Origin of the sequence: Gilliamella sp. Nev5-1, assembly GCF_001690895.1 — a bacterium.
Classification (GTDB): domain Bacteria; phylum Pseudomonadota; class Gammaproteobacteria; order Enterobacterales; family Orbaceae; genus Gilliamella; species Gilliamella apicola_C.
Map to the genome: position 1 here is coordinate 63,537 of NZ_LZHO01000038.1, position 19,341 is coordinate 82,877.

The window sequence follows — 19,341 nt, forward strand, 5'->3', positions numbered from 1 at the left end:
AGAATCATAATATTTTTTATTCGGATGTAATGAGAAGACCTATAGTGTAGAAGAATTCAAAAATAACAAAGAATTACCAGATAAATATCGTAAAATGTGCCAGAACGGTGAAATAGATGGGGATAGTTTAAATTGTGAAAATTCTTTCCAAGCAATTTTAAGTTTAAGCACGTCAGCTAGCAACCCTCACGCACGGAATTAATTTAACTAAGAAGCTACATTGTGGCTTTTAATATTCTTTGTGATGACGCATTTATAATAAATTGATTTTTCTTATTTATTATAAACATGTCGCCATTTTGAATAGTAATCTTATTTCTTGGCAAAGTTACCTTTGAAAACAATTTCTGATTTACTTAGGTTAGCTGTAAATGATTTTTTAATAAAACACAATAAAACTTAATCTAATATTAACCAACGATTGTAAGGAATTTATATGAAAAAAATACTAATATTGATTACTGCCATGTTCTTATTTGGATGTAATGAGAAAACCTATACGGTTGACGATTTCAAAAATAATAAAGAACTACTAGATGAATACCGTAAAAAATGTGAGAACGGTGAAATTGATGCGATAGTTTGAATTGCCAGAACTCTCACAAAGCAATTTTTTCCAAAAATAGAGTTGGTAATGCAAGTTGGAATTAATATAGTGATCCACTGATTTTAAAATTCTATCTGTGATAAGTTTATAGTCTTAATTTTATTATTATTAATTATTAACTTATCATCTTGCGTTATAATCTTATCTCCTTTTTCTGCTTTATTGTCATTTAAAAATAGATTAATCTGTTTCGATAAAATTATTTTTTTCGGTACTGTTGTCATCAACTAATTTGGCAAATTCTGACTGCTTACCATTTATTTGAAATTGATAATTAGCGCGTCAATAACCTGGTTCTTTCTCAATATCACTTTGGTTATCTGTTGCATAGGAAAACGTTGCATTAACTTCTTATAACTTATAAGTTAACATTAAATCAATACGTTGCTATTATTTGTTTTGAGTCACATTTGGTTTTAGTCACAACCGCAATCATTATCACTAGCTTGTTTTTTCTTGGCTTGTTGTTTGGCTACAATGGCATTGACCTTTTTTGTTACAACAATTAAGTGATCTTTTGCATCAGAATAGTTTTGTTCTGCAGCCTTAGCAAACCATTGTTTTGCTTTAAAATAGTTCTTTTTTACACCTGTGCCTTGGTAGTAGAGCATGGCTAATGTATATTGGGCAATTGCATCCCCTTTTTTAGCTGCTTTTGTATCCCACTCAATTCCTTTTGAATAGTTTTGTTTTGTGCCTTGCCCGTTAAAGTGCAATAAAGCTAAGCTATGTTGAGCGGCAATATTGCCTTGATTGGCTGCTTTTTCAAACCATTCTTTTGCTTTAATATAGTCAGGCTGTGTTTCTGATTGCTGTTCGAATCCATTTTCGATACCTTTAAATTGGCGTTTTTTAGCATATGAACCATCGGCATACATAAGGCCTACGTGGTACTGCGCTTCAGCATCATTTTGTTCTGTTGCTTTTTGATACTCTTGATTAAAATCAAACATAGTTTGTTGATCGGCATTTGCCGCAACACTAAAACATAAAACTAGTGATAACGTAGCAAAAAACTTTAGCATACAACTTCCTTCAAAAATAAATACCGAGTATTTTATCGTATTTATTTGTTTAGTATAGCTTAATTAGTTTGTTTCAACCTTAATCGCGATCGTAAAAGAAGTATAATATTGTTATTTATTCAATAATACACTGTAATTAACCATGACTTTTTAGCTTAGGGAATGAGTATTGATTAGATTTTGAAGCAAAAATAGTAAATTTTTATCTTAACTATTCAGAATGTTGTGAGTTTTATTCGTTTAAGGCAGCACTATCAATTATAACAGTTTATTTTAAATAAATTTGCTAAATACTAGCTAGTATTTCTATTACTTTTCTTATTTTATATTAGGTAATGTCTACCTGCTGAGTGCCAATATGATGAAATGGTGGGTCGTGAGCGATTCGAACGCTCGACCAACGGATTAAAAGTCCGCTGCTCTACCGACTGAGCTAACGACCCATCTAAAGATGGTGGGTGATACCGGGTTCGAACCAGTGACCCCCTCCTTGTAAGGGAGGTGCTCTCCCAACTGAGCTAATCACCCCACGTGTTTCATTATAGAAACGTCACGGTAAAGATTGGTGGGTGATACCGGGTTCGAACCAGTGACCCCCTCCTTGTAAGGGAGGTGCTCTCCCAACTGAGCTAATCACCCTTACCGTGTGGGTGTGCATTATAAGGCACGCCTTATTTCAGTCAACCTTTTTTTTTAAATTTCTCTAAAATTTGCTTCGTTCGATTTAATTTTAAACATTTTTTGGGTGATAGTTCGCAAAAATACCTTTTATCCATTCTTATTTTAAAAAGGGCAATTAGGATTAAGCCATGTTGTTAGCAAAAATTAAAAGATAGTCCATCATGCTTTTTAATAAAAAACGCATCATTATTTATGTCGAACCTACTATTTTACGTTATAGGATAGTGAGCGCAGTTAAGCAACACACTACATCAAATGCTAGCGAAGATCTAATTGTATGGAATTATCAAAATGAGGCTGATTTAGCGGTTTTCATTGATGATCTACAAAAAAAATTTTCTGCTCGTACTGAATTTGAGCTCAATTTGGACATTAATTTAACCCAAATGCAACAACTAGCTTTGCCTGATGTAAAGCTCAAATTCAATGAATTGAGTTTATATGTTGAAGCTAACATCCATAAATTATTTCAATTACCAGCTAAAAGTGTGTTTTTTGATTTCGCTTATTCAACTGAACAAAAAAAGCAAATTACAGTGGTGATAGCTGAACGTCATTATATTGAAAATTGGATTAATCTTTTTAATAAGTATGGATTGTTATTAACGTTTGTAGGGTGTGGGTTTGAAAATACTAAAATTAATTTTTTACCTTGGCGGCAAGAGAAGCAAACAAAGCAACAACGGCAACTGATATTCGTGGCAACTAGTGTTATTGGTGTAATCGGTTGTTTGCTCTGTTATTTGTGGATGCAAGCTCAAAACGAGCTACAAACTTATGATGAAAAACGCTTGCAACAACAAGGTATAACACAAAAGCTAACTGAAGAGCTAATGCATGATTTGCCTAATCCATCATTAAGTCAAAAACAAATTCAGCAATCTTTAGTATTGCTTTCACAGCAGTTGCCTTCTGTAATCTGGCTTGATTGTTTTTATTATGAGCCACAAAAAGTAAAGATTGAAGGGCAAAGCTTTAGTTATGTTGAGCTAACTAAATTTAATCAAAGTTTGTTAACGCTAAAAAATATAAGTAACAGTCAAGTTAAAACAATCTTATCCAATAAAAATCATTTATTTTTTGAAATGGAAATAATGCTTAGTGAATAGTGATTTTTTTGAACGCCCAATTTGGCAACAATATATGCTTTGTGTTTTATTTGGTTTGGTGTTTTTTGTAATCGTTTATCTGTTGTTTATTAAAGATATTCGGCAACAAGCACAGCTAGCAGTCGAGTCATATCAGCAAATAGTTATTGAAAATGAGCAATTACAAGCAAAAGCTAGCCGTTATCAGGCAAGTAAAAATAGTTTATATAGTTTGATATCAGATAGGGAATTCGCATTGGCGATCGAGCAAAATCATCTTTCATTAGTATCTTTTAAGCATTATCAAACAGATAAAACAGCTAATTGGGATATTGAGTTAGAGGGGCAGTTTTTTGATTTTATTAATTTTATTTCATCATTAACCGATGATTTTTACTATCTTGATTTTAAAAATCTTAAAATCAGCAAGCAAGATCAACAGTTACAAATAATGTTTACTTTATTGTTTGAAAAGGATCATCAATGAAGCCCTATCTTTATAAATGTATTGTTTTATTTTGTGCTATCTGTTTTGAGTTAAAAGCTAATATCCTGTTGGAAAGCGATCCTTTTCAACAACATTACCGAGTTTCTTGTAGTGAACAAACAGCATTACTACTTGAGCAAATTCAAGCTTGGCATTTTAGAGGGTTTATGAAACAAATTGATCAGAATTATCAACAAATTTGGTTAGCCTCTGATAATCATTGGCTAGCAATAACTGATAATACAGTGCCAAATGTTTTGTTTCCTTGGTATGTACAATCTTCACTAAACGATAAAATAATATGGCAAGCAGATTTACCTGATTATTGCCATAATATTGTATTATGGACGATGTTGCTAAATGAGTAATAAAATTGCCGAAAACCAAAAATATCAAGATTTACAATTGGTTATTTACATATTAACTAAGGTTAAAAGCCGTTTGCTGATAGTATTTATATTTTTAGCAACCAACACAAATGTTAGTAATGCCAATATATTTCTATCATCAAACGCTGATCAGCAAAAAAATATTTCAATGGCATTTTATCAAACGGATATTGCAATTATCTTGCAAGCGTTAGCCGATAGTAAACAAATGAACCTGGTTATGTCAGAAGATATATCAATTAAACAGACCATTAAACTTAATAATGTTGATTGGTATAAAGCGCTAAAAATCATATTAGATTCAGCGAATTTACAAGCAGAAATTGATGATAATATTTTGCTTATTTCTAAAGCGATAGATCCTGAAATTTTATTGCAAAAACAACAATCAGAACAAAGAGAAAAAGAATTAAACCAACCTATTAGTTCTTTATTTATAGCTGTTAATTATGCAGATCCAACAACTTTAATTGAAATGATTCAACAGCAAGATTTGTTATCACCACGAGGTCGGGTTACATTTGATAAACGGACCAATTCTCTCGTTATTGCTGATGTACCAAAACAATTTGCAAATATCAAAAAATTAGTTAAAACACTGGATAAACCGATGCCCCAAGTTCATATCTCAGCGCATATTGTTACCATGAGTGATGAAAGTATGTCAGAACTAGGTATTAAATGGGGTTATGAAGGGTCTTCATCGCAATTATTAGATAAGTTTGATGTTGGGCTTGGCGTCAGCCATTCAACCTCTACAGTTGGTTTTAATTTAGCTAAACTATCGGGGCATTTACTCAATTTAGAGTTGTCAGCGCTTGAATCTGAGAATCAACTTGAGATTATAGCCAGCCCTAATTTACTTACAGCTAATCAAAATATGGCGTCAATAAAACAAGGTACAGAAATTCCTTACGAGGTTTCTAGCGGTAGTAATGGTGCTACTTCAATTGAATTCAAGCATGCTGTTTTGGGGTTAGAAGTGACACCTAAAATATTATCTGATGAGCTGATGGTTTTAGATTTGTATATCACGCAAAATACGGCTGGGCGTTCAATAAAACGTAGTGATAACGGTGAAGTATTAGCTATTGATACGCAAGAAATTAAAACACAAGTTCAGATAAAAAATGGAGAAACCGTTGTATTAGGCGGTATAGTTCAACAAGTTAATACTAAAAATAAGCAAAAAGTGCCTAGTGCTGGGGACATACCATTAATTGGTCGCTTATTTAAACACAATAGTAACAAACAACAAAAACGTGAGCTGGTTATTTTTATTACACCACAATTGGTTGAGTAAATGTCAATGGAGTTGTATTATATTTTAACTTGTTTTAGCTTTGGCTTTGATAAGTAATTATTGTTTTAAAGTCTATAATTTTAGTCGTTATTATTACCATTTATTATAAAAGTAGAGAATATTATGCATGTTGTTGCTTCTGATCTAGACGGTACTTTATTAACACCTGAACATAGCTTATCGCCTTATACCAAACAAGTCCTTCAAGCGCTTCGTAAAAAAGGTATCCATTTTGTTTTTGCAACTGGTCGGCACCACATTGATGTTGCCCAAATGCGGGAAAATATGGAAATTGATGCTTTTATGATTACTTCTAACGGTGCGAGAGTGCATGATAGTGCGGGCAATTTAGTTTTTAGCCAAAGTATTGAGCCATCGCTTGCTTGTGAAATAGCTAAAATGAGTATGGATGACCCTTTAGTTTATACTCATTTATATCGTGGTGATCATTGGTTAATCAATAAAGAAGATACATTTTCATTAGAATTTTACCAAGACACCCAGTTTACTTATCAGTTATTTAACCCACTTGATTTTGATACTAATGATATTGCTAAAATTTATTTTACTACTACTGACGATGCGCTTTACCCACATTTGGTTCAGTTAAAAAATCGGTTAGAAGCAAAATTCGGTAATAAAATTAGCATTGCCTTTTCAACATTAAATTGCCTTGAAGTAATGGCTGAAAATGTGTCTAAAGGTAGTGCATTGAAAAAGGTTGTTGAAAAACTAGGCTACAGTTTACAAGACAGTATTGCTTTTGGTGATGGCATGAATGACTACGAAATGCTAAAAGCTGCCGGTAAAGGTTGCATAATGCAAAATGGCAGTGCTGAGCTAAAGGCATTGTTACCAAAATTAGAGGTTATTGGATCAAATGCTGAAGAGGCAGTACCACATTACCTAAGTAAATTATTTTTATAATGATCAGATTCAAAAAATGAATATAATTTTTGATAAAGAACTCAATACATTAGGACTGCGCTGTCCTGAACCGATTATGTTAATCAGGAAAGCAATTCGAGATCTGGCTATCGGGCAAGTCCTTTATGTGATTGCCGATGATTTGGCGACGACCCGTGATGTTCCTAGTTTTTGTCGCCATATGGAGCACCAATTGCTGTCATCACAAATAGAGTCTCAACCTTATCAGTACTGGATTAAAAAATCACATTAGTTAAACTGCTATTTTGATGAAAAATTTTATAAAAAAAGTACGTGAGTTAAGTTAGATCAACTTGTTTTAGGTAAAAACGTAATGTACGCCAATCATTGGCTTGAAGATTATCGGCCATTAACAAAAGTGTACAGTGCTTACCGTCATGTCTGGATTTTAAATTCAGGATAATAACATAGCGGAATATAAGCGGTGTATGCATTAAATACCAGCGCTGTTTATGCCAATAGATTTGATTGATAGCGTGAAATAACGCAAATTCACCTTTAATTGTTTTGAAATAACATAGGCTATGCCACCATTGAATTATTAATAAGATTAGAATAATAAAGGTATAAGTATCTAAGGATGTATTAGCAAACATGACTAGACAAAGCATCATAAGTATTGAATAAAACAGAGTTGAAATCATTAATTGTAGCTTGGATATGTTAAGTTTTATGCTCCACATAATGTAAGATGTATTTGGTTAAAATAGAATTATTTCAGGATTTCTTTAAAAATTGCTTAAAATAATGCTAAAGATGGGAGATAATGCACACAATTTTAGTGTGTTTTAATGGGTGAGCGATCAATCATTAGCATTTTCTTTTAATGTCAATGTGAAGATCCTTATCGAAAGATAGGTTGAGTAAATTTGGCGCAGAGATAACTCTGATGCCATTATTTTTGCCTTAAAAATTTAGATAGGAAAGATTTGTGATATTAATTAAAGTGTTAAAATTTCTTCTAAAATTATTCATCGGTTTATTTCTTTGTGGCTTGGTTATTGGTATTGCTGGTTATGCTTATTATTCTAAAGACCTTCCGGACGTTACAACATTAAAAGATGTTCGATTACAAACGCCAATGCAAGTATTAAGTAAAGATGGCGAGCTAATCGCTACCTTTGGTGAACGTCGTAGAACCCCATTAAAATATAACGAAATTCCACCAATTGTGGTTAATGCCGTTATAGCAACCGAAGACGCTCGTTTTCATGAACATTTTGGTATCGACCCAATTGGTATTGCTCGAGCGATGTATATTGGTTTAAAACATAAAGGGTTTTCTCAAGGTGGTAGTACAATCACTCAGCAAGTCGCAAAAAACTTTTTCTTAACTCCTGAAAAAAGTATAACCCGTAAAGCTAAAGAAATAATTTTGGCTATTCGTATGGAAAAAGAGTTATCGAAAGAAGAAATCATGGCACTGTACCTTAATATGATTAATTTTGGTTCTAGAGCATATGGTGTTGCAGCGGCATCTTATACATTTTTTGGTAAAACACCAGAACAGTTAACCATTGATGAAGCTGCTCTATTAGCAGGCTTACCAAACGCGCCATCTGCGTTTAACCCTATTTCACACCCTGATCGTGCATTGGCTAGACGTAATTGGGTGTTAGGTCGTATGTTAGATCAATCCTATATCACTCAAGCTGAATATAATGAAGCGATTACAAAGCCTTTAGGAGCAAGTTATCACTCACCACAAATTGAATTTTCTGCTCCTTATGTAGCTGAAATGGCGCGCCAATTTATGTACGATAAGTTTGGTGAAAATGCTTATACGGACGGCTATAAAGTCTATACGACTATCTCGAAAACAGATCAAATAGCGGCTACTGAATCAGTACAAAAACATATTATTGATTATGATATCAGGCATGGTTATCGAGGTGCTGAAAAAGTATTATGGAAGCAAAATGAAACGCCATGGAATTCGGAGCAAATTCAACAAACTCTTGATAAATATATTTGTTATAGCGGTATGTGCCCAGCGGTTGTCATGACTTCATCAGATAAAGAAGCAACGGCCGTATTATCTGATAAAAGTAATATTACTATTACATATCAAAATATGAAATGGGCTCGGCCATTTATTAGTGATACTCGGCAAGGGGCATTTCCTAAAAAGGTGTCTGACACGCTAACAGCTGGACAACTAATTTGGGTGAAAAAATCTGCTGATAATTGGGAGTTAGCACAAATCCCAGCAGTTAATGCAGCTTTAGTATCGCTTGATTCAGATAATGGCGCCATTAAAGCAATTGTAGGCGGTTATGATTTCAATTTAAGTAAATTTAACCGAGCAACACAAGCGCTTCGACAATTAGGTTCGAATATTAAACCGTTTATTTATACTTCAACGTTAGAGCAAGGTTTAACAATGGCTACACTTCTTAATGACGCGCCAATTGTCCGCTCTACAGGTAGTGCTACATGGCGCCCGAAAAACTCGCCACCTAATTATGCTGGCCCATTACGTTTAAGAATAGGGCTAGGTATGTCTAAAAATGTAATGATGGTAAGAGCCTTGCGTGCAGTTGGTATTGATTATGCTGCGACTTATTTAGAGCGTTTTGGATTCCCTAAAGAAAATATTTCACATAATGAATCGTTAGCGTTAGGCTCTGCTTCATTTACACCGTTACAAGTAGCAAGAGCATATTCTGTTATCACTAATGGTGGTTATTTAATTACCCCATACTTAATTGAAAAAATAGAATACAATAATGGATCTGGTACAATTTATCAGCATCAACCGGTGATTGCTTGTCAAAATTGTAATGATGATGTTGTTACAGAAGAAGCAAAATCAATATCATTAGATAATGTTGAGAATGAATCTGATGGATCTGATAATGAAGAGCCAGAACAAGCCAACCTTAAATCAGATGATAATATCGTATTGCCAGATATAAACCTCGATAATAAAACGATTGATGTAACGCCAAAATATGCACCGCATACGGTAAATAGTGGAATCGCATTTATTATGAAAGATGGTCTTCGTTCTATTGTATTCGGTGGTTCAAATTGGCAAGGTACTGCATGGCGTGTAAAAGCATTGGGTAGGAAAGATGTTGGCGGTAAAACAGGAACAACCAATGCATCTAAAGACGTTTGGTTTTCTGGATTTGGCGGCAATATTGTAACGACTGTTTGGATGGGATTTGATGATCACCGGCGTGAGTTGGGGCGAACTTTTCGAGCTGAAGCAGGGGCTGTGACTGCAAATCCTGTATGGGTTGATTATATGAAAGTTGCCCTAAAAGATGTACCAATAAGAGAAGATGTCAAACCAGAGAATGTAATTTCTGTTACTATCGATGAAAAAACAGGATTACTGCCTCAATCTGGCTCTAAAACAATGTCAGAATATTTTATCAAAGGGACTGAACCAACAGGTTATGCTACGCAAGAAGTTGGTACTAGTGTAACAGATTCAGAGGGTAATACTTCAGAGCTTTTCTGATAAAGGATTTAAAATGAATGGTTCAATAAGAATTATTGGCGGAAAATGGCGTGGGCGTAAATTGCCAGTTTTAGACAAACAAGGATTGCGTCCAACCACGGATCGTATCAAAGAAACCCTATATAACTGGTTAATGCCAGTGATACATGATAGTGATTGTTTGGATTGTTTTTCAGGGAGCGGCTCATTAGGATTTGAAGCCGCATCGCGAGGCGCTAAAAGTGTTACCTTGCTTGAAAAAGATAAGCAAGTAGCACAACTACTTAATAAAAACAAACAGCTTATTGATAAAGATACTATCAATGTCTATCATACTGACACCTTACAGTGGTTAAATAAGCCTACTGAAAAACAGTTTGATATTGTATTTATCGATCCACCATTTCATCAAGCATTGGTAGCAAAAACGGTGAGTGCGCTTGGTAATAACAACTGGTTAAAACCATCAGCTTATATTTATATTGAAACAGAAATAGGGCATGATTTAACAGCTTATATTCCAACTAATTGGCATTTGCATCGCGAAAAAACTGCTGGGCAGGTTCACAGTTATCTTTTTATACAAGAAGGCATTTAATGTTTATATTTATTGGTAAAGTATTATATTCGTTTATATGGTTGTTTTTATTATTTAATCTTATTCACCCTTATCCAAAGCCAGCCAATGTGGTCGCCAATGTCGGTTTAATTGCGTTTGCTGTTACTCATGGTTTACAAGCGTTGATGTTAAATTCTACCATGACCAATCAAGAAAAGCAGCAAGACAAATTTAAAGTATTACGTTTGTTCTTATTTGGTATTTTTGAATCACTTAGCTGGAAAGATAAAAAATGAAAGCAAAAATAGTTGCCAAATAAAAAATTTTTTGTATAATGCTCTCCACTTCTTCCGAAGTATTCAAATAAGCGGGAATAGCTCAGTTGGTAGAGCACGACCTTGCCAAGGTCGGGGTCGCGAGTTCGAACCTCGTTTCCCGCTCCAATATAACATCACAGCATTGCAATACTCGCCAAGAAAATGGGTAAATGCCTTCTCTAGAATATAAGTAAAAATCATACCAGAATACATTATAGTACTGAAAATTTAGTACAGATTATAAACAATAGACGGTGAGTTATGCCTTATCTAATATGCAGCTTGCTAAAAAACTGAAAATGACAAATAGCATCTTAAGAAAGGTGTAAGTGTGCTTTATCAATAATCCAAATCGGTGAAGTATAAATATAGGGAACAACATTTATCATAGTATCTTGCACCTCCGATCAGCCGTCAATTAAAGATTAGCGTGCCAGATTATTACGCTTGGTGTAAACGTGAATCAAAATCAAATGGGTTATTTGATAATATCAAAGCGCTCTATTAGCAACATAAAGTACGGTTAAGCTCACCAATCACGGAGATAGGTTATGCGGTGTCAAAAAGAACGGGGAGTCGAGTACGATAAAAGTCATTCAGAAAAGATATTGATTTTATTTAAGTTTTTTGTGGTAACAAATAGTAACATTAATCCTTTTGCAGCAAGACTATTTTATGATGTACAGGCCAATACATTAAGTCTATTGATAAGTATTTGGTTTGTACCACTCCCAAAAAAGCTTATTTTGTCGTCAATTTCTCACTACCTAGTAGCCGAGAAAGTCAATATTGTAACGCAGATTTTAAGCGATTAGTTTTACAGTATGGACTTAGCCAAAGTGTGAGCATGGTTGACAATTGTTAGGATATACCATTGCTGAAATTTTTTTATACGTTAAAAAAACATTATTCATGATGATCACAAAACAAGGAAGAAGCCAATAAAGCCCTATTTACATATATTGAAACCGATTATAAGCGGGTTCGCCGACATTGAGCTAATGGCTAGATGTCACCAGCGCAATACCAAAATCAGTATTACCTTAATAACGCATTTATAGCGGCTAGTACAGTCTGATATTTTGGTGAGGATTAGTGATTATTAGGTTAAGTTGATATAAACGCTGATATAAAAGACAGGACAAGCGCCCTATCTTTTATTTATCTATTTATTCTAGTGCTTTACCTTTTGTTTCAGGTATTAAAAAGACAAATGCAGCTGCTGATAATAAGTAAGCCGCTGAAAGTAATGCAAGTGCATAGCTAGTTGAGTATATTTCGGCTAAATAAGCGATAAGCACTTGGGATATTCCCGCGATACCTCGCCCAACATTGAAGATAATATTTTCGGCGCTTGAGCGTGCATCAGTTGGATAATGTTCAGCAAGCAATGCACCGTATCCGCCCATCATGCCATTGACAAAAAAGCCAATGACTGAGCCAAATATGATTAATATCAACATATCCGTTTGATGGAAATAGAACCAAATCGAAACAGCTGAAATGAATAAAAATAGGATATAAGAAGGGCGACGACCAAATTTATCACATAACCAGCCAAAAATTAAGATCCCTAATGACATGCCAATGGTGGTTGAAATGGTCCAAAACATGGTGTTTTTAAACGGTAATTTGAGTTCTGTTGCAATCATATTTGGCATCCAAACCATCAGCCCATAAAAGCCGAAGTTTTGTACAGCACAAGCAATGGTTAATCCTAGTGTTGTTGCTGTGGTTCGTGGAGTTTTAAATAATTTACCTATAGCAATTTGGTTTTTGTTTTGGTTTTTTAGATTTTGCCATATTTCTGGCTCTTTTAATCCATTACGTGTCCATGCAACAAATAGAGCAGGTAGTACCCCTATGGCAAACGCCCAGCGCCAACCATAAACTTCACCAATAAAGTTTACCGTTAGTGCAGCCAAAATGATACCGACTTGAAAGCCTAATGCCACAATTGATGTGGCTCTTGAACGTTTATGTTTAGGCCAGCTTTCAGAAACTAAGGTCATACCAATGCCGAATTCGCCACCAAGTCCAAGTCCACTTAAAAAACGGAATATCAAAAAACATTCATAGTTAGGTGAAATTGCACATAACCCAGTAAAGAGGGAGAATATCAAAATTGTCCATGAAAAGACTTTTACTCGTCCATATTTATCTGCAAGCACCCCAAATAAAATACCACCCAATACTGCGCCAAGTAAGGTTACTGATGTTAAAGTTCCTAAATCTGTTTTTGTTAGGTTAAAACTGACTGAAATTAAGTTAAAGCAGACGGCTAAAATCATCATATCCATGCCATCAAGTGCATAACCTACTGTGGATGCAAAAAGTGTTTTCTTTTGATATGGGGTTGTGTGTTCACTTTCAGCTTGCGTGGTTAAGTCTACGTCAGGTTTCATGTTTACCTCTAGTTATTAAAATAGATAGTTACTTAAAATTTGCGTTTTATGGTGTTTAATTTGTGATTAAACGGCAGGTAAATTATAGCGGGGCAAGTATATACTTAAAACTTATAAAAAGCCAAGTTTAAAGCTTTTAAATTGTATTTTTATCCACCTATTTTATTATCGGTGGATAAGTTATGTTATTCTTCAGTAAAATACCAATAGCCTTTGTTGACAAAATCAAGCATTACTTGAAGTGTATTTTTGTCTTGTATCTGTTGGTAACATAGTGTGTCTGTTTTACAAAGCAGATCAATAATTGGCATAGGTAAATCAATTTTTTCACCATGAATGTAGCCAAACTCACCCACTTTAAGTATACGAATGCTGGGAACCCGATGTAACTGTGCGCCATTTTTTAGTAGTGATTCAAATTCATAATAATCGTATGGCGTTTCAACTGGGATAATATTTAAATCGTGCATTGGTATTGTAATATGCTTACCAAACCAATCATTGAATAATTTGGGTGTTTTGATTAAGTCGATGAGTTGATCTTGTATTTTTGCAAGTTCATAAGGTTGGACTTGGTACGGATCGTTAGGTAGCTTCAAATCCTTATCTTGATAATAAATAGCTGTTGGTAAGTTATCAATGATATAATCGGCAAAGTTACTTAGCAATGTTTGCGATGTTTGCGTTATAAAGCCGACAGAATAACTTAATGATTCACCAATTGATACGCCATTATGTGGACAACCTAGGGGGATGTATAAAATATCACCAGCGGTGATCTCTTCGTCAATGATTGGTTGATAGTCTTCAACATGCAATAATGCTTTGTGTGCACTATATTGCTTATAATTTTGATTGCGATCACCTACTTGCCAACGTCTACGCCCCATACCTTGAATAATAAAGACATCATAATTATCAATGTGTGGTCCAACGCCAGCACCTTTTGTTGCATAAGAAATCATTAAGTCATCAAATTGCCATTGTGGAAGGCATTTAAATGGTTCAATTAAGCGCGCTGCTTGCGTATGCCAATGATCAACGGCTTGAACTAGCAAGCTCCAATGATCTTCACCTAAGTCATCATATTGGGTAAATGGCCCAAATTGCGCGTCCCAGATACCATTTTTATTCGATACGATACGGCTATCTATCTCTTCTTCCATTGCTAGACCTGCTAGTTCATCAGGCGTAATAGGATCAATAAAATTAGCAAACGCTTTACGCAAGATTACAGGCTTTTTTTGCCAATAGTTTGTTAAAAAATCATCCCAATCAATGGCTAATTTATAATTCATTTAATTTTCCTTGCAGATTGAATAATTGACAAAAATTATACGTGGTTTTTTGTGCGATCTGTTCCAATGAAACACCTTTTAACACAGATAAATATTGTGCAACTTCACGAACATAAGCGGGTTGATTTTCTTTTCCTCGGTATGGAACAGGGGCAAGATAAGGGGAGTCAGTTTCGACCAAAATACGATCAAGTGGCACATATTTAGCAACTTCTCGCAGAGCTTCGGCATTTTTAAAGGTGATAATCCCTGAAAATGAAATATAAAAACCAATGTCTAATAGTTGTTTTGCGGTTTCGATGTCTTCTGTGAAGCAGTGTAGTACACCTGAATAGACATGCTCGTCTTTTAATATTTTTAAAGTGTCTTGTTTAGCATTACGGGTATGAACAATAATTGGTTTGCTGAACTTTCGACCTAGTCGAATATGTTCTTTAAATATAGTTTGTTGTAATTCTAGATTGTCTTGTTGGTAATAGTAATCGAGCCCTGTTTCTCCAAGTGCTACAACGTTGTCTTCTTGTGCTAAGATTTCAAATCTTTCTGCATCGTACGTTTCATCATCAAGGTTAAGCGGATGAATTCCACATGAAAACGAGCATTGATTTTTGTAGGGCAAAAGTTGCTTTTTCATCGATTCATAGCCCGATAATGTTGTTGCCACGCTTAAGCAGTGCTTAACATCGTTATTGTTTGCTTCTTGTAAAATATCTTCGATAGATTTAGTACTAAAATCCAAGCTATCCAAATGACAGTGGGAATCAATTAAAAACATAAAGATCTCTTTTTATTTATCAGAAAGTTGTTCAAAATCACGAACGGGTTTTATTGTGGACCAAGAACGGCAAGCTGGGCATAACCAATAAATGGAATTAACTGTAAATCCACACTTTTGGCATCGATAGTTAGGCACTGCTTTTATTTGTTCTCCCACCATGTTGCGTAAAAGTAAAAGACTTTGTTTTGCTTTGCCTTGTTCCGCATCAGCAACATGATAGTCCATTAATCGATAAAATCCTTTTAAATTAGGATGTTTAAGTAATTCACGGTACATATAGTATTGTGCAGCATCTAGACCTTTTTGTTTTTCAATAAGATCGGCAAGCATTAATTCGGCTACATTGCCAGAGTCTTGATCGACACATAACTGTAAAAATTGCTGAAATTCATGTTGGTTATTTAATTTTAAATAGCACTCTTTTAATAAAGGTAATGCTTCGCCAATAAAGGCTTTATCTTGCTGTAATATTTGTTGAAAACAGTTGATAGCTTGCTCTGTTTTATTTTGGATCATAAAAATTCGTCCTTGCATGAGCGAAGTTCGAGCGCATTTTGTGTCAGCGGTTGCTGATTTTTGTAATAAACTATTTGCTTTGTCAAGCTCATCATTAGCAATAGCCAGTGATGCTAATTCGCAGTAAAATTGTGCAATGTCGGTTTTATATTTTTCATTACCAAGTTTGACCAGTTTTGACGCCATGTTAATGGCATTTATCCATTCGCTGGTTGATTGATAGATGATGATAAGTTGTTGCAATGCGTATTGTTGGAAATCCTCTTCATCAATTAATTGCAAAAACATCTCTTCAGCACGATCGTAAAGGCCTGCAACCATATAATCACGACCAAGCTGTTGAATGGCTAATAGTCGTTGTTCAAACGTTAAAGACGAGCTTTCTAATAGCGCTTGGTGAATTCGTATTGCTCTGTCAACTTCTCCTCGTGAGCGAAATAAGTTACCTAACGTTAAATGAGCTTCAAGCGTGCCTTCGTCTTCTTTTAACATGTCCAAGAAAAGATCGACGGCTCTATCTTTTTGGTTAGACAAAAGAAAGTTCAACCCATCTACATATTCACGAGATAGGCGATTAGATTGGTTTAGATGTTTTTGTTTAGCATTTCTGTCACCCATATACCAACCGTATCCAGCCGCAATAGGAAGTAACAGAAATAACAGTTCAAACATAGTAATCTGTTCTTAATGGTTTTTAGTTAAGTTTAATTGTTGATGATTAGCCATGCTTTCATCATATTTTTTTTGTAGCTTGTTCAATTTTCGTTTTGTTGATGAATGCTGTAATTTAGATTTTATAAAGAAAATACCAGTTAAGATCCAACCAACAAGGAAACCAGAACCAAATAAAATGGCTAATAACACCGATAAGCGGATTTCAGTTTTAGCAACCAAATAATTAAATGTGACAATTTGATCATTGGACGAGCCTATCGCAATTGAGATAGCAAAGATGATAATTATTAATAAAATTGAGATAACAAATTTCATAATGTTGACCTTTCTTTTTTATTTTTAGTTAAAACGTTTTTGTTTATTATACCTGTTTATTTATACAAATTGCTTTGGCCAGTTAATCTATCTATCAACTATAGTGACGTTCGAAAATTACCTTTCTACTATATGCCATTTTCTATTACAAAAACAGCAGATTAATGAAATTATCCATGCAATTAATACGCTTGCTATTATATCAATAGGGCTGTGCATTCCTAATAATAATCGGCTGATTTCAATTAATATCGACCAAATAATCATAACCGATGTTATCACATAATGCTGTTTGAATTTCAGTAATAGCAAAGCTAAAAAAGCCCAAGTTACAGCAAATAAAGTATGCCCAGACGGAAATGAAAAACTAGTTTCATTTTGCCAGTGGTAAGATAACCAATTTGGGATTGTAGATGAATTTTTAAATAATTGCTGGATAAACTCTTTTTTTTCTGATGTCGTTTGTGAATAAAATTGTTGTTTATTAATATTAAATTCTTTTTCCATCCAAAGTACATAAGGCCTTGGCTCAGCTGTTTGCAATTTTAAAAAGTGTTTAATTATTTGCCCACTTAATATTGCGCTAACAAGAAGCAACCATAATAATATAATTTTATTTTTGGTTTTACTGGACTGTAATAGGCAAAAGACTAAAAATAAAATTGTCGATGTAATTATTGCCCAAGGAAAGCTTGCTGTTTCAGTTATTAAGAATAAATATTTAGATGTATTATTTAATGATGCTGGTTGCCAATGCCAATTTATGGCTATAATAATTAAAGGTGCAATCAAGAAAATAGCTAGTATGGCTATTGTTTTTTTTATTACTAAACCCATTTATAAACTCAATTAAGTATAATCTTGCTTAATATTTTAGCATAGAAGATAAATTTATTTTTATAAAATATTTTTTATGTTTTACTTAAAACGGAGACAATAATGCAATTAAAACGTGTTGCACAAGCAAAACTGCCAACGCCATGGGGATGTTTTACTATTGTTGGATTTGAAGAAATTGCAACAAAAAAGGATCATGCTGCATTAGTATTTGGTGATATATCCGATGATACACCAGTTCTTACAAGAATTCATTCTGAATGCTTAACTGGCGATGCGCTTTTTAGTTTACGCTGTGATTGTGGTTTTCAGTTAGAGGCAGCTTTAAAACAAATTGCAAAAGAAGGCAAAGGTGTTTTAATTTACCATCGCCAAGAAGGACGTAATATAGGTTTACTAAATAAAATTAGGGCTTATGCGTTACAAGATCAAGGTTTAGATACTGTTGAAGCCAATGAAAAGTTGGGTTTTGCAGCCGATGAACGTGATTTTACTCTATGTGCTGATATGTTGACGTTATTAGGTGTATCTCAGATACGTTTATTAACCAACAATCCAGAAAAAATAAGAGTGCTTGAACAGTCTGGAATTAAAATTACGCAACGTGAGCCATTGGAAGTTGGCGAAAATCCTAATAATGAACACTATTTAGAAACAAAAGCAAGCAAGATGGGGCACTTACTTCATTTGCATCACTGTCATTGTAAACATTAAGTTTTTGGTTAAATAGCGGTCAATTCATTTATGATTGAATGTTTATAAAACAGCAAAAGTTGTTAGAATAAAAAATCTCAAATGTTTTATATTTGAGATTTTTTTACAAAATGTAATATAAGAGCGATTTTAACTTATTGATCTTGTCTGTTTTACCAATAATTTTTTAATGTTAATATCAATCTTTATCACTGCGCAGCACGCCACCATTAGCGATCTGATCTTTTGATATTTCGTGCATGATAATTTGTACGGCTTCTGGCTTGCAGTTGAGGGTTTCAACAATAGCATTAGTGACGCGTTTTGCCATTTCTCTTTTTTGCTCTATTGTACGACCTTCTAAAAAGTCGATAACGACATTTGGCATAGTTTGCTCCTAGTTATTTATTTTAGCTAGTTGTTCATCCGTCAATGCAATTTCATCATTATGACATATGCCAATACCCGATTTTATAATTTGTTCAGCAATGGCTTTGGCTTCATCTAATGAGTGCATTTTATAAGTACCACACTGATATTCGTTTAATTCAGGAATCTGGTTTTGTGATTTTACAGCTAATACTGCATGCATTGATTTTTGCCATGCATCAACAACTAATTCCTCGTTGGGTTTGCCAATTAAGCTCATGTAAAATCCTGTACGGCACCCCATTGGTGAGATGTCGATGATTTCAATTTTATCACTGCTAAGATGCTCACGCATAAATCCTGCAAATAAATGCTCTAATGTATGAATCCCTTTTTCAGGTAAATTATCTTTGTTTGGAATAGTAAAGCGAAGATCAAACACAGTAATGTCATCGCCTTTTGGGGTTATCATTGTTTTTGCAATTCGCACAAAAGGTGCTTTCATTTTTGTATGATCAACTTTAAAACTATCTAATAAAGGCATAATATCCTCCTTGTTTTTTGATACTCGTTATTTTAATCAATCTATTAATTAGCACC

General features: G+C 34.2%; 21 protein-coding genes, 4 tRNA genes and 1 pseudogene. 13 read left to right on the forward strand and 13 right to left on the reverse strand.

The window, feature by feature from the left end; all coding sequences use genetic code 11:
- Nucleotides 1-25: 25 nt before the first annotated feature.
- Together A9G41_RS14995 and A9G41_RS14270 are read left to right on the forward strand one after the other, a co-directional pair.
- A pseudogene (locus A9G41_RS14995) lies at nt 26-202 on the forward strand (EexN family lipoprotein); the annotation flags it as partial.
- Nucleotides 203-436: 234 nt separating this feature from the next.
- On the forward strand, nt 437-586 hold the full coding sequence (locus tag A9G41_RS14270; RefSeq protein WP_218057699.1) for an EexN family lipoprotein: 150 nt from the start codon (nt 437-439) through the stop codon (nt 584-586).
- 437 nt (nt 587-1,023) lie between these two features.
- Here the strand turns inward: A9G41_RS14270 and A9G41_RS05855 are convergent, their stop codons facing one another.
- From A9G41_RS05855 to A9G41_RS05870, 4 genes are all read right to left on the reverse strand, one after another.
- Nucleotides 1,024-1,632, reverse strand: coding sequence for a tetratricopeptide repeat protein (locus tag A9G41_RS05855; protein WP_065583438.1), 609 nt, complete (start codon nt 1,630-1,632; stop codon nt 1,024-1,026).
- Between the two features lie 367 nt (nt 1,633-1,999).
- Nucleotides 2,000-2,075, reverse strand: a tRNA-Lys gene (locus A9G41_RS05860).
- A 9-nt stretch (nt 2,076-2,084) separates the two neighbouring features.
- Nucleotides 2,085-2,160 (reverse strand) — tRNA-Val (locus tag A9G41_RS05865).
- A gap of 35 nt (nt 2,161-2,195) precedes the next feature.
- A tRNA-Val gene (locus tag A9G41_RS05870) sits at nt 2,196-2,271 on the reverse strand.
- A gap of 203 nt (nt 2,272-2,474) precedes the next feature.
- Between A9G41_RS05870 and A9G41_RS05875 the strand changes: the two genes are divergently transcribed.
- The 6 genes from A9G41_RS05875 (at nt 2,475) to tusA (ending at nt 6,760) form a co-directional block, all read left to right on the forward strand.
- Nucleotides 2,475-3,422 (forward strand): PilN domain-containing protein, encoded by a 948-nt coding sequence (locus tag A9G41_RS05875; RefSeq protein ID WP_065583437.1) that lies wholly within the window; start codon nt 2,475-2,477, stop codon nt 3,420-3,422.
- Nucleotides 3,415-3,888: a hypothetical protein gene (locus A9G41_RS05880; protein WP_065583436.1), complete on the forward strand. Its 474-nt coding sequence runs from the start codon at nt 3,415-3,417 to the stop codon at nt 3,886-3,888. The genes A9G41_RS05875 and A9G41_RS05880 overlap by 8 nt, the downstream gene beginning before the upstream one ends.
- A complete protein-coding gene (locus A9G41_RS05885) occupies nt 3,885-4,256 on the forward strand; it encodes a hypothetical protein (protein WP_065583435.1) in 372 nt (123 codons plus the stop codon). The genes A9G41_RS05880 and A9G41_RS05885 overlap by 4 nt, the downstream gene beginning before the upstream one ends.
- The gene (pilQ, locus tag A9G41_RS05890; RefSeq protein WP_218837677.1) at nt 4,249-5,580 is read left to right on the forward strand and encodes a type IV pilus secretin PilQ; all 1,332 of its coding nucleotides are present in this window, start codon (nt 4,249-4,251) and stop codon (nt 5,578-5,580) included. The genes A9G41_RS05885 and pilQ overlap by 8 nt, the downstream gene beginning before the upstream one ends.
- A gap of 120 nt (nt 5,581-5,700) precedes the next feature.
- On the forward strand, nt 5,701-6,507 hold the full coding sequence (locus A9G41_RS05895; RefSeq protein ID WP_141672097.1) for a Cof-type HAD-IIB family hydrolase: 807 nt from the start codon (nt 5,701-5,703) through the stop codon (nt 6,505-6,507).
- Nucleotides 6,508-6,523: 16 nt separating this feature from the next.
- Nucleotides 6,524-6,760 carry a sulfurtransferase TusA gene (tusA, locus tag A9G41_RS05900; RefSeq protein WP_065566163.1) on the forward strand — a complete coding sequence of 79 codons (237 nt, stop codon included), beginning with the start codon at nt 6,524-6,526 and terminating at the stop codon, nt 6,758-6,760.
- Between the two features lie 46 nt (nt 6,761-6,806).
- Here tusA and A9G41_RS15000 read toward each other — a convergent pair whose 3' ends face one another.
- Nucleotides 6,807-7,211, reverse strand: a complete 405-nt coding sequence (locus tag A9G41_RS15000; protein ID WP_081295836.1) for a protein YgfX — start codon at nt 7,209-7,211, stop codon at nt 6,807-6,809.
- Nucleotides 7,212-7,468: 257 nt separating this feature from the next.
- Between A9G41_RS15000 and A9G41_RS05910 the strand changes: the two genes are divergently transcribed.
- The 4 genes from A9G41_RS05910 (at nt 7,469) to A9G41_RS05925 (ending at nt 10,981) form a co-directional block, all read left to right on the forward strand.
- Complete coding sequence (locus A9G41_RS05910; protein WP_075539446.1) at nt 7,469-10,000, forward strand: PBP1A family penicillin-binding protein; 2,532 nt, start codon at nt 7,469-7,471, stop codon at nt 9,998-10,000.
- A 13-nt stretch (nt 10,001-10,013) separates the two neighbouring features.
- Nucleotides 10,014-10,577: a 16S rRNA (guanine(966)-N(2))-methyltransferase RsmD gene (gene rsmD / locus A9G41_RS05915; RefSeq protein WP_065583433.1), complete on the forward strand. Its 564-nt coding sequence runs from the start codon at nt 10,014-10,016 to the stop codon at nt 10,575-10,577.
- Nucleotides 10,577-10,834: a DUF1145 domain-containing protein gene (locus tag A9G41_RS05920; RefSeq protein ID WP_065583432.1), complete on the forward strand. Its 258-nt coding sequence runs from the start codon at nt 10,577-10,579 to the stop codon at nt 10,832-10,834. The genes rsmD and A9G41_RS05920 overlap by 1 nt, the downstream gene beginning before the upstream one ends.
- Nucleotides 10,835-10,905: 71 nt before the next feature.
- Nucleotides 10,906-10,981 (forward strand) — tRNA-Gly (locus A9G41_RS05925).
- A gap of 1,043 nt (nt 10,982-12,024) precedes the next feature.
- On the opposite strand, the gene A9G41_RS05935 is transcribed toward A9G41_RS05925, so the two are convergent.
- From A9G41_RS05935 to A9G41_RS05960, 6 genes are all read right to left on the reverse strand, one after another.
- Entirely contained in the window at nt 12,025-13,260 is a 1,236-nt protein-coding gene (locus tag A9G41_RS05935; protein WP_065583430.1) for an MFS transporter, read from the reverse strand.
- Nucleotides 13,261-13,445: 185 nt separating this feature from the next.
- The gene (locus A9G41_RS05940) at nt 13,446-14,558 is read right to left on the reverse strand and encodes a ribosomal protein uL16 3-hydroxylase (RefSeq protein WP_065583429.1); all 1,113 of its coding nucleotides are present in this window, start codon (nt 14,556-14,558) and stop codon (nt 13,446-13,448) included.
- A complete protein-coding gene (locus tag A9G41_RS05945; protein ID WP_065583428.1) occupies nt 14,548-15,333 on the reverse strand; it encodes a YchF/TatD family DNA exonuclease in 786 nt (261 codons plus the stop codon). The genes A9G41_RS05940 and A9G41_RS05945 overlap by 11 nt, the downstream gene beginning before the upstream one ends.
- A gap of 12 nt (nt 15,334-15,345) precedes the next feature.
- On the reverse strand, nt 15,346-16,524 hold the full coding sequence (gene lapB / locus A9G41_RS05950; RefSeq protein WP_065583427.1) for a lipopolysaccharide assembly protein LapB: 1,179 nt from the start codon (nt 16,522-16,524) through the stop codon (nt 15,346-15,348).
- A gap of 12 nt (nt 16,525-16,536) precedes the next feature.
- Nucleotides 16,537-16,842 carry a LapA family protein gene (locus tag A9G41_RS05955; RefSeq protein ID WP_065568144.1) on the reverse strand — a complete coding sequence of 102 codons (306 nt, stop codon included), beginning with the start codon at nt 16,840-16,842 and terminating at the stop codon, nt 16,537-16,539.
- 117 nt (nt 16,843-16,959) lie between these two features.
- Nucleotides 16,960-17,679 (reverse strand): phosphatase PAP2 family protein, encoded by a 720-nt coding sequence (locus A9G41_RS05960; protein ID WP_081302275.1) that lies wholly within the window; start codon nt 17,677-17,679, stop codon nt 16,960-16,962.
- Between the two features lie 102 nt (nt 17,680-17,781).
- Between A9G41_RS05960 and ribA the strand changes: the two genes are divergently transcribed.
- Nucleotides 17,782-18,393 carry a GTP cyclohydrolase II gene (ribA, locus tag A9G41_RS05965; RefSeq protein WP_065568142.1) on the forward strand — a complete coding sequence of 204 codons (612 nt, stop codon included), beginning with the start codon at nt 17,782-17,784 and terminating at the stop codon, nt 18,391-18,393.
- Between the two features lie 178 nt (nt 18,394-18,571).
- Here the strand turns inward: ribA and A9G41_RS05970 are convergent, their stop codons facing one another.
- Nucleotides 18,572-18,760 carry a 2-hydroxymuconate tautomerase gene (locus tag A9G41_RS05970; RefSeq protein ID WP_065568141.1) on the reverse strand — a complete coding sequence of 63 codons (189 nt, stop codon included), beginning with the start codon at nt 18,758-18,760 and terminating at the stop codon, nt 18,572-18,574.
- Nucleotides 18,761-18,769: 9 nt separating this feature from the next.
- Nucleotides 18,770-19,285 (reverse strand): S-ribosylhomocysteine lyase, encoded by a 516-nt coding sequence (gene luxS / locus A9G41_RS05975; protein WP_065583426.1) that lies wholly within the window; start codon nt 19,283-19,285, stop codon nt 18,770-18,772.
- Nucleotides 19,286-19,341 lie beyond the last annotated feature (56 nt).